This window comes from Polynucleobacter campilacus (assembly GCF_002206625.1).
Classification (GTDB): domain Bacteria; phylum Pseudomonadota; class Gammaproteobacteria; order Burkholderiales; family Burkholderiaceae; genus Polynucleobacter; species Polynucleobacter campilacus.
Genome location: NZ_NGUP01000003.1, coordinates 672,700 through 685,950, shown reverse-complemented (window position 1 = coordinate 685,950; position 13,251 = coordinate 672,700). Strand labels below are relative to the sequence as shown.

The following is a 13,251-nucleotide window of genomic DNA, read 5'->3' as shown; positions in this document are numbered from 1 at the left end:
GGTTATTAATTTGCTGGTTTAGCATTAGCCAGCTGCTTATTGCGGTCTTGCAAGAACTTCACTAGACCATCAATTCCATTTTGACTAATCTGATTTGAGAATTGATTGCGATACGCCTCAACTAACCAAACGCCCATGATGTTCATATCGTAGACTTTCCAGCCCTTGTCTGTTTTCTCGAGACGGTAATCTAATGGCACCGGGTCTCCACGACCAAGAACGACGGTTTTAACAACAACTTCTTTGTCATCTGGGGCAGCACGCAGTGCCTTAAATTGCACCGTCTGATCACGCAGCTGACTAAGAGCACCAGAATATGTCCGAATCAATAAGTTTTTGAACTCCAGCACCAATTGATTTTGCTGTTCAGGAGTGGCTTTCTTCCAATTGGGTCCCATTGCCATTTCGGTAGTGCGTCGCATATCGGTATAGGGAACAATTTTCTTCTCAACCAAATCAACAATCTTTGGAATATTGCCTTTTTGAATATCTGGATCTGACTTTACAGAGGCCATAACATCAGATACCACCATCTTAATAAGTGCATCAGGAGCTGTAGCTTGGTCAGGAGCTTGCGCAAATACCGCGCTAGAGATCAGTAGCAAACATGCCACTAAATACTGAGTGATTCTTTTGTAACTATTCATATCCAATGATCTCGCTATCTTTATCTAGATTGAGGCCCATTTTAGCCCCTTAAGCAAACTACTTATTCGTAAGGATTCTGGTAAACAGGTGGCGTTGACTCTTCATCATCACGACCCTCGTTAATCTGATACTGACGACGCTGAATATAGGCATCTCGCATGAAGCTGTACTTATCAATTGCGGCCCCATCCAATAAGTCACCAGCTTCGTAGTAGGTATTGCGAGCATTAATTACTCGTAAACCTGTAATGCTGTTTCGTAAGGCTACATCGGGCAACAATCTAAACAGGTAATCAGACTGTAAGTCAGCAGCCGTACCGAATGTATCTCGTACATTACTGGGCCCAAAGAATGGCAATACCACGTATGGGCCTGCAGGTACACCCCAAACACCTAAGGTCTGACCCCAGTCTTCTTTATGCTTTTCAAGGCCGCCAGGCGTTGCCAGATCCAAGAGCCCACCCAATCCCATAGTGGTATTGACGACTACCCTCATGAAGTCATTGAATGCATCACCCGGCTTACCTTGCAATAAGTTATAGATTGCTGTGTAAATATCGCTGTAGTTACTAAAGAAGTTATAAACTCCATCGCGTACAAATTCAGGTAACACAAAACGGTAACCAGCCACTACCGGCTTTAAGACATAGGCATCTAGTCCTTCGTTAAATTCAAAGACCGAACGGTTGAAGGGTTCCCAAGGATCCTGGGGTGAGCGCTCAACTCCTGCTGGTATAGAGGCGCAGCCTACCAAGGCACAGACGATACAAAGCAAGGCACATTGTCTAGCTTTGCTTATGAACTTAACAGCTGACAGCATTATTTTGCTGCGCCCTTGTCCTGACCGCTATCGGCTGCTTTGTTATAAAGGAATTGGCTAATGAGATTTTCTAAAACAATCGCTGATTGAGTCTGGGTAATTTTTCCACCATCAGCCAAAAAATCATCGGAGCCGCCAGCCTCAAGACCGATGTATTGCTCACCTAATAAACCTGAAGTCAAAATCTTAGCGGATGAATCCTTTGGAAACTTGTAAGAGTCTTCAATCGTCATCACAACAGTTGCTTGATAGGTTTTATCGTCAAAAGAAATACTAGCAATGCGGCCAACGACTACACCGGCACTCTTTACAGGTGCGCGCGGCTTTAAACCGCCGATATTATCGAAGCGGGCAGCAATTTTATAAGTCGGGGCAAATGACACTGCGTTCATATTGCCAACCTTTAATGCCAGAAATAAAGCTGCCAGCAAACCAATGGCAACAAAGACTCCTACCCAAATATCAATTGCACTTTTTCTCATAAGAGCCCCAGTTTATTCTTTCTAGTTCGAGAACATCATTGCGGTTAGCAGGAAATCCAATGCTAAAACCGATAAAGAAGAAATCACCACCGTCCGAGTGGTAGCTTGCGATACGCCCTCAGGCGTAGGTTTAGCTTCATAACCTTGATAAAGGGCAATAAACGTCACTGCCACGCCAAAGACCACACTTTTAATTAGGCCGTTACCGATATCTGAAAAGAGATCAACGCCACCCTGCATTTGAGACCAAAATGCACCAGAATCAACACCAATCAGTGGGACGCCAACAAAATAACCGCCCATGACGCCTACTGCCGTAAAGATGGTTGCCAAAATTGGCATAGAAATAATGCCGGCCCATAATCGTGGGGCAATCACACGGCCCAATGGATCCACAGCCATCATTTCCATTGCGCTTAACTGTTCACCAGCTTTCATCAACCCAATTTCTGCAGTCAATGAAGTGCCGGCTCGGCCAGCAAATAACAGGGCGGTAATGACTGGGCCCAATTCACGCGTCAAAGAGAGTGCGACCAATAAACCCAATGCCTGTTCTGAGCCGTAGCGATTTAAGGTGTAGTAGCCCTGTAAGCCCAACACGAATCCAACAAATAAACCTGACACTGCAATGATGACAAAAGAGTGGTTGCCAACGAAGAGAATTTGATCGATGACTAAACGAGGTCTTTTGAACAAGAACCCCGAACGTAAAATCACAGCAAGAAACATTCGCGCAGCTAGCCCAAGACTACTCAAGTTGCGGCGAACAAAAAATCCAAGGTCTCCGAATAAATCTAGAAGTTTATGAAGTGTGGTCATTAAATGCTGACTCCAAAATCTTCTGCCAAGCTTTGACCCGGGTAATGGAAAGGTACAGGACCATCAGGAGCTGCATCTAAAAACTGTCTAACAAACGGATCTGTAGAGCGACTTAATTCATCAGGCGTACCTTGTGCACCAATACGGCCCTTGGCAATGAAATACACATAATCAGCGATTTCAAAAGTTTCCTCAACATCGTGCGTAACCAATAAACTCGTGGCTCCTAGGGCGTTATTCAGATCCCGTATCAATCGCGCAGTAATGCCTAAAGAGATTGGGTCTAGGCCAGCAAAAGGCTCGTCGTACATGATGAGTGGAGGATCTAGAGCAATTGCTCTAGCGAGCGCAACGCGCCTTGCCATTCCACCAGAAATTTGCGATGGCATTAAATCACGTGCGCCTCGCAAGCCCACTGCATTTAACTTCATCAATACTAAAGAACGCAAAAGCTCTTCGCTTAAATCAGTGTGCTCGCGCAATGGGAAAGCAACATTCTCAAAGACACTTAAATCCGTGAACAATGCGCCGAACTGAAACAGCATGCCCATACGACGACGTGCAGCCATCAGTTGATTGCTAGTCATCTTGCCAATGTCTTTGCCTTCAAACAGCACTTGGCCAGATTGAGCAGTAAATTGACCGCCAATTAAACGCAGAATAGTAGTTTTACCGCAGCCTGATCCACCCATCACTGCGACTACTTGACCACGACGAAAATCCATATTGAGCCCAGACAAAATCTGCCGCTCGCCTGGAGCATAGGAAAAGTCTACGTTCTTAATAGAAACGATAACTTCGCCTAGAGCTTGATTGCTTGCGTCCAAAGAGGTTGAGTCGACACTGTTCATATCCCCGATATTATCGGGGTAAAACAGATGACCCCATCAAATACTCATCTACTGCCTGAGCACATTGGCGACCCTCACGGATTGCCCAAACAACTAAAGACTGACCACGACGCATATCACCAGCTGCAAACAGCTTGGGAACGTTGGTTTGATAGGCATTTTGGCCATCTACAGTAGCCTTGGCATTGCCACGGGCATCTTTCTCAACACCAAAAGCATTGAGTACCTGCTGCGCTGGGGATACAAATCCCATGGCTAAAAGTACTAAATCTGCTTTGATCTCAAATTCAGAGTTTGGAACTTCAGTCATCTTGCCGTCTTTCCACTCCAAACGAACGCCAATGAGTTTTTCTACCTTGCCATTTTTACCTTCAAAACGCTTTGTTCCTACCGACCAGTCACGCTCACAACCTTCCTCGTGAGATGAAGATGTACGTAACTTTGTTGGCCAATAAGGCCATACCAAAGGTTTATTCTCAACTTCAGGAGGCTGAGGGAGCAATTCAAACTGAGTAATTTGCTTTGCGCCATGACGGTTAGAAGTTCCAACGCAATCAGAACCAGTATCGCCACCACCAATGACTACAACATGTTTATCAGTAGCGCGAATTTCATTTTTGAAGTCGCCAGCATTCTCTTTGTTTTGTGGAATTAAAAAATCCAATGCATAGTGCACACCAGCCAACTCACGGCCAGGCACTGGCAAGTCACGTGGTTGCTCTGCGCCACCACTAATCACCACTGCATCAAAATCTTTCATCAACTGCTCTGGCGAAACAGTCTTTGTAGAGTAATTCTTGACTTCAGTGCCCATGGCTTCTTTGCCAACAAAAACGCCTGTTTCAAATTTCACACCTTCAGCCTGCATCTGCTCTACACGACGATCAATCAACCATTTTTCCATTTTGAAATCAGGAATTCCGTAACGTAGCAATCCACCAACGCGATCATTCTTTTCAAATACGGTGACGTCATGACCCACACGCGCTAATTGCTGAGCCGCAGCCATACCAGCAGGACCGCCGCCAACAACGGCTACTTTTTTGCCAGTCTTCGTTTTAGATGGTTGAGGCTTAACCCAACCATTTTCCCAGCCCTTATCAATAATGGCGTGCTCGATAGACTTAATGCCAACAGGAGCACGATTGATTCCTAAAGTGCAGGCAGCCTCGCAAGGCGCAGGACAAATGCGACCCGTAAATTCAGGGAAGTTATTGGTTGACTGCAAAACATCTAAGGCATTCTTCCAATCGTTATGAAAGACTAAATCGTTGAAATCCGGAATAATATTGTTTACAGGGCATCCGTTATTGCAGAACGGAATACCGCAATCCATACAACGCGCACCCTCAGTCTTAGCCTCATCATCAGTTAAAGCAATAACAAACTCTTTGTAATGGTGGAGACGTTTGGTAGGCGCTTCATATGTTTCAGCGACGCGTTCAAACTCCATGAATCCAGTAACCTTGCCCATATCTAATCCTTAGTATCTTTTTCTTAACGTCTATATTAATTAAGCAGCGACAGTTTTGTTTTGTGCTTTGTCCCATAACTCACCTAGAGCACGCTTGTACTCAGTTGGAAGAACCTTCACAAAATGACTACGGGAATTTTCCCAATCTGCCAAGAGTGATTTAGCCCGCTCTGAGCCTGTATGGCGGAAGTGACGCTCAATTAAGCTCTTCAAAATTTGCTCATCAGTTAAACGCTCGCCGCCATCCTTCACGTCAACTGGGGCATGCCATTCAGACTGAGGCATCTTGGCAATTTGCTCTGCTGCAGGCAACACTTTTTCTAAGGTTGCCATACTGGTATTACAGCGCTTAGCGAATAGGCCATCTTCGTCGTAAACATAAGCAATACCACCGCTCATACCGGCAGCAAAGTTACGGCCAGTAGCACCAAGCACCGCCACAGTTCCACCAGTCATATATTCACAACCATGGTCGCCAGTACCCTCAACAACCGTAGTGGCTCCAGAATTACGCACTGCAAATCGCTCACCAGCAACGCCATTAAAGAAGGCTTCGCCAGCAATAGCACCGTACAAAACGGTATTGCCAACAATGATGTTTTGAGCTGTATCACCACGGAACTCATGTGGTGCACGAACAATCACACGCCCACCAGACAAGCCTTTACCAACATAGTCATTGCCATCACCAACTAAATCTAAAGTGATGCCGTGAGCCAAGAAAGCTGCAAAGCTCTGGCCAGCCGTACCATTTAATTGAATATGAATAGTGTCATCAGGCAAACCAGCATGGCCATAGCGCTGTGCAATTTCACCTGAAAGCATTGCACCAACAGTACGGTTTACGTTCTTCACTGGAACAATAAATGAAACTTTCTCACCACGCTCTAAAGCAGGCTCACTCTTCTCAATCAAGATATTGTCCAAAGCACTTGCTAGGCCATGATCTTGCGTGAGTACTTGATAGCGTGGAACATCACTTGCTACCTGTGGCTCAGCAAAGATCTTACTGAAATCTAAGCCATGTACTTTCCAGTTATCAATACCCTTGCGAGTATCCAATAAATCAACGCGGCCAATCAAGTCATCAAACTTACGAATGCCCAATTGCGCCATGATCTCGCGAGCTTCCTCTGCAATAAAGAAGAAGAAGTTCACAACATGCTCTGGCTTGCCCGAAAACTTCTTACGCAACTCTGGATCTTGAGTAGCAACACCTACTGGGCAAGTATTTAAATGGCACTTACGCATCATGATGCAGCCTTCAACTACTAATGGCGCTGTGGCAAAACCAAACTCATCTGCGCCTAGCAATGCACCGATCACAACATCACGACCAGTCTTCATTTGGCCATCAGCCTGAACACGAATACGGCTGCGTAAACCATTGAGAACCAAGGTTTGCTGAGTTTCTGCTAAACCGAGCTCCCATGGCGAACCAGCATGCTTAATGGAAGATAGTGGTGAAGCGCCAGTACCGCCATCATGTCCAGCAATCACTACGTGATCCGCTTTTGCTTTAGCAACACCAGCTGCAACTGTACCAACACCAACTTCAGATACCAACTTCACAGAAACATCTGCTTTTGGGTTGACGTTCTTCAAGTCATGAATCAACTGGGCAATATCTTCAATTGAGTAAATGTCATGGTGTGGAGGTGGAGAAATCAAGCCAACACCTGGCACGGAGAAGCGCAGCTTACCAATGTAGTCAGAAACTTTGCCCCCTGGCAATTGACCGCCTTCACCCGGCTTAGCACCTTGCGCCATCTTGATCTGAATTTGATCTGCAGAGCGCAAGTACTCAGTGGTTACACCAAAACGACCAGAAGCAACCTGTTTAATTTTGGAGCGCAATGAATCGCCATCGAGCAATGGAATATTGGCTTCCACAACGTCGCTACCCAATACGCTAGCAAGCGTTTCACCCTTCTTGATTGGGATGCCTTTGAGCTCATTAATGTAGCGGTTAGGATCCTCACCGCCTTCCCCAGTATTGGACTTTCCACCAATACGATTCATCGCAATTGCCAAAGTGGCATGCGCTTCAGTAGAAATTGAACCCAAAGACATCGCGCCCGTTGCAAAACGTTTCACGATTTCTTTAGCAGATTCGACCTCTTCTAATGGAATAGCTTTAGCAGGATCGATCTTAAATTCAAACAGACCGCGCAGTGTCATTTGACGTTTGGTTTGGTCATTGATGATATTGGCGTACTCTTTATACGTCTGATAACCCTTCTCTGCACCAATACGAGTGGAATGCTGCAACTTTGCTATCGTATCTGGTGTCCACATGTGATCTTCACCACGGATACGGAAAGCGTATTCACCACCAGCATCTAGCATATTAGTTAATACTGGATCATTACTAAAGGCAGAAGTGTGCATGCGCAGCGCTTCTTCAGCCACTTCAAATACGCCGATACCACCAACGTTTGATGGGGTGCCCTTGAAATATTGATTGATGATTTCAGGGTTCAAACCAATCGCTTCAAAAATCTGTGAGCCGGTATAGGACATATAGGTAGAGATGCCCATCTTGGACATCACCTTTTGCAAGCCCTTACCAACTGCTTTGATGTAGTTCTTAACTGCTTTTTCGCCAGACAAATCACCCGATAAGCCTTTAGCCATCTCTGTCAAGGTTTCCATCGCCAGATATGGATGAACTGCTTCAGCGCCATAGCCAGCCAAGAGTGCAAAGTGATGCGTTTCACGAGCGCTACCTGTCTCAACCACAAGGCCTACGCTAGTACGCAAACCTTTTTGTACTAAATGCTGGTGAATTGCAGAGGTGGCCAATAAGGCTGGAATCGCAACATGCTTCTCGTCAATTTGACGATCGCTAACAATCAGAATGTTGTAGCCAGAACGTACGGCATCAGCTGCTTCAGCGCATAACGATGCTAGGCGCGCTTCGATACCAGCTTTGCCCCATACAGCCGGATAGCAAACATCCAACTCATAAGAGCTGAACTTACCGTTAGTGTAGTGACCAATATGACGAATCTTCGTGATGTCATCAAAATCCAAAATTGGTTGACTAACTTCTAAGCGCATTGGTGGATTGATATTGTTGGTATCTAATAAGTTAGGCTTTGGCCCAATAAATGACACCAATGACATCACCATATTCTCGCGAATAGAATCAATCGGGGGATTCGTAACTTGTGCAAACAGCTGCTTGAAATAGTTATACAAAGGCTTGTTCTTGTTAGAAAGAACCGCTAATGGGCTATCGTTGCCCATTGAACCAATTGCCTCTTCACCATTCATAGCCATGGGAGCCATGAGGTACTTGAGATCTTCTTGGGTATAACCAAATGCTTGTTGGCGGTCTAATAATTTAGCCATTGGTCGAATGGTCATTTTTTCATCGAGCAAGTCAGCCTTACTTGCGTCAATTTCATCGAGCTTTACCCTTACTGCATCGATCCAACTCTTGTATGGCTTAGCTTTAGAAACAGCGTTCTTGAGCTCAACGTCATCAATGATGCGGCCTTGTTCCATGTCAATCATGAACATCTTGCCAGGTTGCAAGCGCCATTTTTGAATAATCTTGCTTTCCGGAACTGGTAATACTCCAGCTTCGGAACCCATGATGACTAAGTCATCATCCGTGACGTAATAACGCGCTGGACGCAAACCATTACGATCCAAAGTTGCACCAATTTGACGGCCGTCAGTAAATGCCATTGCAGCTGGACCATCCCATGGCTCCATCATGGCTGCATGGTATTCATAGAAAGCGCGGCGGTTTTCATCCATCAATGTGTGCTGCTCCCATGCCTCAGGAATCATCATCATCATGGCTTGCGCTAATGGGTAGCCGGACATCACCAATAACTCTAAGCAGTTATCAAAACATGCAGTGTCTGACTGGCCTGGATAAATTAGTGGCCATAATTTTTGCAAATCATCGCCCAGCACTGGAGAAGTGATAGCGCCCTCGCGTGCGTTAACCCAATTGACGTTACCTTTAACGGTATTAATCTCGCCGTTATGCGCAATCATGCGGTATGGATGAGCCAATTCCCAGGCAGGGAAAGTGTTTGTAGAGAAGCGTTGGTGCACTAATGCAAGTGCTGAGATGGTGCGTTGATCTTGCAAGTCCTGGTAATACGCGCCCACTTGATTGGCCAACAGTAAACCCTTATAAACAATCGTTCGTGCAGACATGGAAGCAACAAAATATTCCTTGCCGTGCTTCAAATGTAAATCCTGAATTGCATGACTCGCAGTTTTACGTATCACATATAACTTGCGCTCAAGCGCATCCGTTGTCATGATGTCACGACCACGGCCAATAAAAATTTGACGAATGAATGGCTCTGTCATTTGCACTGTTTGGGACATCGGTAACTTCACATCTACCGGCACATCTCTCCAACCTAAAACAACTTGACCCTCTAAACGCACGGTGCGCTCTAGCTCTTGCTCACAAGCTAAACGTGATGCCTGCTCTTTTGGCAAGAAAATCATGCCAACACCGTACTCGCCTAATGGCGGCAATGTGACACCTTGCTTGGCCATTTCTTCGCGATACAAAGTATCTGGAATCTGAATCAAGATGCCAGCGCCGTCGCCCATTAAAGGATCGGCACCAACCGCGCCCCGGTGATCTAGGTTCTCAAGAATCTTGAGGCCTTGAGCAACGATTTCGTGAGATTTCTTACCCTTGATGTGCGCAACAAATCCTACGCCACAGGCATCATGCTCATTACGGGGGTCATATAGACCTTGAGCGATTGGGCGAAGATCAGTATTCAATTGTGTAGTCATAGTATTTCCGAGGGGCGACAATGGCCCGATAACTTTTGGAGGATCAAATATAGGTGAATACCCATACCGATGCAACAGAAATAAAATGAGTCTGTCCCATTTATTTATAGCATGCACCACAATGAGTTATTAAAAAGGGGACAGAGTGAAAGGCGTACAACTACCACCGAATACCAGGAAATCTCTAAGTTACTGAATTTATTAGCTTAATTTTTCTAGGGCGGCCACGATCCCGTATTTGAGTCACCTCTGGAACATCCTTAAATACTTTATTTGCATAAATATCACTAACCCAAGGCTTGGATCGAAGTAAGGATTCGGTGATTTGCTGATCCTCCCAGTGAGGCGCGCCGTCTTTTACGAAGTTCGCCCAGTTCATTTGCCTTTCAAAAGGCGTATTGCCTAACTTCCAAAAGTACTGGTGGTCAGCCAACCAAGGCTCTGTCTTTCCTCCAATATGTGAGGCAAAGCTAGTCCAACTGGAATCTTGGGGGCTTGACTCATGCCCAGCCCTTACCGGATTGAGTTCAATATAGCGTTGGCAACGTAAAAAATAGTCTGGGTCAATTAAGGAGGAGCGATAACGTCCTTCCCAAATCGTTCCAGAACGATGATGCTGTTGATTGAAGTATTGGGCATAACGCCTACCTAAAGATTGCATTGTTTTAGCGAGCGAGTCTTTGGTTTGTGGCGTCATCAATAAATGCACATGATTGGGCATTAATGCAAACGCATGAACTGCACAGCCAAATTGGCTGGCAGCTTCTCGCAACCAATCTAAATAAATACGGCGATCTTCAGGGCTAAAGAAAAGAGTTTCTCGATTATTGCCACGAACCATGACATGCATTGCTTGGCCAGGGATTACAGTACGCGCTTGCCGAGCCATGTTGAAAGCGAACTACTGTAGTTCGCGTGGGCCACCACTACGAGAAAATTCAGGAATGAACCAATCTCCGTCTACCTGTGTCACACCACTTGGAACTTCGCGCGCTTCTTGTGGTGCATCTTTTAACGCTACGGACATATAAGAGATCCACATCGGCAAAGCAAGGCCACCACCTGTTTCGCGATCGCCCAAGCTGGCTGGCTTATCAAAACCAATCCAAGCAATCGCTACTATCTTAGGGTTATAACCGGCAAACCAAGCATCATGAGAGTCATTGGTAGTTCCAGTCTTTCCGGCAATATCACTACGACCTAATTTTGCTCTAGCGGAGGCCGCCGTACCAGTCTTAGTTACCTCTTGCAACATGCTATCCATCACGAAAGCAGTACGCGCATCTAAAACACGTGTCGCGCCGTCTCCAACACGAACAGGTTTTGCCTCAAACAAAACTTCTCCTTTGGAATCCACCATCTTATTAATTAAAAAAGGATCTACACGATAGCCACCATTTGCAAACACACTGTAGGCCGAGGCCATCTGCAAAGGCGTTACTGAACCAGCGCCCAAAGCCATTGTTAAATAAGGCGGGTGTTTTTCAGGTTCAAAACCAAATCTCTGAATATATTCCTGGGCATATGAAGGTCCGATTGCACGAATAATGCGAACAGAAACCAAATTTTTTGATTTCGCTAAAGCAGTGCGTAAACGCATCATGCCTTCATATTTACCATCGTAGTTCTTTGGCGCCCAGGCCTGACTACCAGTCTCCAGACTACCAATTGATAAAGGTGCATCGTTCACCATGGTGCTCGGTGTAAAGCCCTTTTCAATTGCAGCAGCATAAATAAAAGGCTTGAAGGAAGAGCCTGGTTGACGCAATGCTTGGGTCACATGGTTGAACTGATTACGGCGGAAATCAAACCCACCAACCAGAGACAAAATCGCGCCAGTATCTGCATTCATTGAAACAAAAGCTGCTTCGACTTGGGGCAGCTGTGCTAACTTCCACACTCCTCCATCCGAAAGTAATCTCACTATCGCACCTGGACGCAAACGTTTTTTGGGCTGAGTACTATCAGTAATAGATGCTGATGCTAATTTCAAGCTATCGCCTTTTAAGACGACTATATCGCCAGTGGCAATCATGACTTGCATTTCTTTTGGCTTCACATCGAGCACAACGCCAGATTGCAAATCATCTAACTGTGGGTGGGCAAGCAAAGCCTCATCGATAGCGCGTTGACGCTTGACACGATCCTCTGGAAGATCAATAAAACCCTCTGGACCACGGTAAGTGTGACGCAAGTCATACTCAAAAATACCCCGACGCACAGCCTTATATGCAGCATCTTGGTCCGCTTTTAAGATCGTGGTGTAAACATTGATTCCCTGAGAATAAATAGCCTCACCGTATTGAGTAAAAAGTAACTGTCGAACCATTTCTGCGGGGAAGTCTGCACGCACTGTAAATTCATTACCCAGCCCGCGAATACGCAACTCCTCGATCATGGCTTTTTGATATTCCTCAGAGCTGATGTATCCCAGATCACGCATACGCTGCAAGATATATTCCTGACGAATCTTGGCTCGACGGAAATTTGAAACAGGGTTATATGCAGAGGGGGCTTTTGGCAATCCCGCCAACATTGCAGACTCTGCAATCGTGATGTCTTTTAATTCTTTACCAAAGTAAATCTGAGCAGCACTTGAAAAGCCATAAGCCCTTTGACCCAAGAAAATCTGATTCATATAGATTTCAAGAATCTTATCTTTTGTTAGTTGAGATTCGATTTCCCAGGCCAATAAAACTTCATAGATTTTTCGACTGAAGGTTTTCTCATTGCTCAGAAAAAAGTTTCGGGCCACCTGCATGGTGATGGTGGAAGCACCCTGAGATAAGTTCCCACGCAAATTGGTCAAGGTAGCTCTCAAAATACCCACATAGTCAACACCGCCATGGGAGTAGAAGCGATCGTCCTCGATTGCCAAAACAGCATTACGCATGCTTTTTGGAATTTCATCTAGAGGGATCACGTTGCGGCGCTCTTCCCCAAACTCGCCGATCAAAACCTTATCGGCCGTAAAAATCCGGAGTGGAGTTTTCGGGTTGTAATCGGTTAAAGCGGAGATTTTCGGTAGATTGGGTTTGGCCACTAAAAATGCGTAGCCCATTAACAACATCACCACCATGGCAAATACGACACCAATAATCAAGATGGCTTTTACCAAAGGATTGCTAGATGATTTTTGGGTTGTGCCAGACCCTAGTCGGGAATATCGCGGACTTCTATCGACTTGACGAATTGGTCGCTGGTTTTGTGGCGGCTTGTCTTTTGGGGGGAGGGCCATAAGCTCAAATTATAGGGTGCTTAAGTAATTTGCCTAAAAGCTCCAAAACCCTTGTTTTTGAGTTTTGATGCTTGTCTTTACTTACATTAGCTTCAAACCAAGCTGATGGCCATTGCTTGCTTAAACTTGAAAAA

9 protein-coding genes are annotated in these 13,251 nt (G+C 45.5%); all 9 read right to left on the bottom strand.

Annotation, left to right across the window (positions count from 1 at the left end):
• Positions 1-5 precede the first annotated feature (5 nt).
• The gene (locus CBI31_RS06985) at positions 6-647 is read right to left on the bottom strand and encodes an MlaC/ttg2D family ABC transporter substrate-binding protein (protein WP_088525647.1); all 642 of its coding nucleotides are present in this window, start codon (positions 645-647) and stop codon (positions 6-8) included.
• Positions 648-709: 62 nt separating this feature from the next.
• The gene (locus CBI31_RS06980) at positions 710-1,468 is read right to left on the bottom strand and encodes an MlaA family lipoprotein (RefSeq protein WP_088525646.1); all 759 of its coding nucleotides are present in this window, start codon (positions 1,466-1,468) and stop codon (positions 710-712) included.
• On the bottom strand, positions 1,468-1,950 hold the full coding sequence (gene mlaD / locus CBI31_RS06975; protein WP_088525645.1) for an outer membrane lipid asymmetry maintenance protein MlaD: 483 nt from the start codon (positions 1,948-1,950) through the stop codon (positions 1,468-1,470). Before mlaD ends, CBI31_RS06980 begins: the two co-directional genes overlap by 1 nt.
• Before the next feature lie 21 nt (positions 1,951-1,971).
• Positions 1,972-2,769 (bottom strand): lipid asymmetry maintenance ABC transporter permease subunit MlaE, encoded by a 798-nt coding sequence (gene mlaE / locus CBI31_RS06970; protein WP_088525644.1) that lies wholly within the window; start codon positions 2,767-2,769, stop codon positions 1,972-1,974.
• Positions 2,769-3,620 carry an ABC transporter ATP-binding protein gene (locus CBI31_RS06965; RefSeq protein WP_088525643.1) on the bottom strand — a complete coding sequence of 284 codons (852 nt, stop codon included), beginning with the start codon at positions 3,618-3,620 and terminating at the stop codon, positions 2,769-2,771. The genes mlaE and CBI31_RS06965 overlap by 1 nt, the downstream gene beginning before the upstream one ends.
• 10 nt (positions 3,621-3,630) lie before the next feature.
• Positions 3,631-5,094, bottom strand: a complete 1,464-nt coding sequence (locus CBI31_RS06960; RefSeq protein WP_088525642.1) for a glutamate synthase subunit beta — start codon at positions 5,092-5,094, stop codon at positions 3,631-3,633.
• A gap of 39 nt (positions 5,095-5,133) precedes the next feature.
• Positions 5,134-9,879 (bottom strand): glutamate synthase-related protein, encoded by a 4,746-nt coding sequence (locus tag CBI31_RS06955; RefSeq protein WP_088525641.1) that lies wholly within the window; start codon positions 9,877-9,879, stop codon positions 5,134-5,136.
• Positions 9,880-10,063: 184 nt separating this feature from the next.
• Entirely contained in the window at positions 10,064-10,768 is a 705-nt protein-coding gene (locus tag CBI31_RS06950) for a transposase (protein ID WP_088525640.1), read from the bottom strand.
• 12 nt (positions 10,769-10,780) lie between these two features.
• The gene (locus CBI31_RS06945; RefSeq protein ID WP_088525639.1) at positions 10,781-13,117 is read right to left on the bottom strand and encodes a penicillin-binding protein 1A; all 2,337 of its coding nucleotides are present in this window, start codon (positions 13,115-13,117) and stop codon (positions 10,781-10,783) included.
• Positions 13,118-13,251 lie beyond the last annotated feature (134 nt).

Excerpts from the sequence above, each read along its gene's own strand:
- CBI31_RS06985 (WP_088525647.1), bottom strand. The coding sequence starts at position 647 with ATGAATAGTTACAAAAGAATCACTCAGTATTTAGTGGCATGTTTGCTA.
- CBI31_RS06980 (WP_088525646.1), bottom strand. The coding sequence starts at position 1,468 with ATGCTGTCAGCTGTTAAGTTCATAAGCAAAGCTAGACAATGTGCCTTG.
- mlaD (WP_088525645.1), bottom strand. The coding sequence starts at position 1,950 with ATGAGAAAAAGTGCAATTGATATTTGGGTAGGAGTCTTTGTTGCCATT.
- mlaE (WP_088525644.1), bottom strand. The coding sequence starts at position 2,769 with ATGACCACACTTCATAAACTTCTAGATTTATTCGGAGACCTTGGATTT.
- CBI31_RS06965 (WP_088525643.1), bottom strand. The coding sequence starts at position 3,620 with ATGAACAGTGTCGACTCAACCTCTTTGGACGCAAGCAATCAAGCTCTA.
- CBI31_RS06960 (WP_088525642.1), bottom strand. The coding sequence starts at position 5,094 with ATGGGCAAGGTTACTGGATTCATGGAGTTTGAACGCGTCGCTGAAACA.
- CBI31_RS06955 (WP_088525641.1), bottom strand. The coding sequence starts at position 9,879 with ATGACTACACAATTGAATACTGATCTTCGCCCAATCGCTCAAGGTCTA.
- CBI31_RS06950 (WP_088525640.1), bottom strand. The coding sequence starts at position 10,768 with ATGGCTCGGCAAGCGCGTACTGTAATCCCTGGCCAAGCAATGCATGTC.
- CBI31_RS06945 (WP_088525639.1), bottom strand. The coding sequence starts at position 13,117 with ATGGCCCTCCCCCCAAAAGACAAGCCGCCACAAAACCAGCGACCAATT.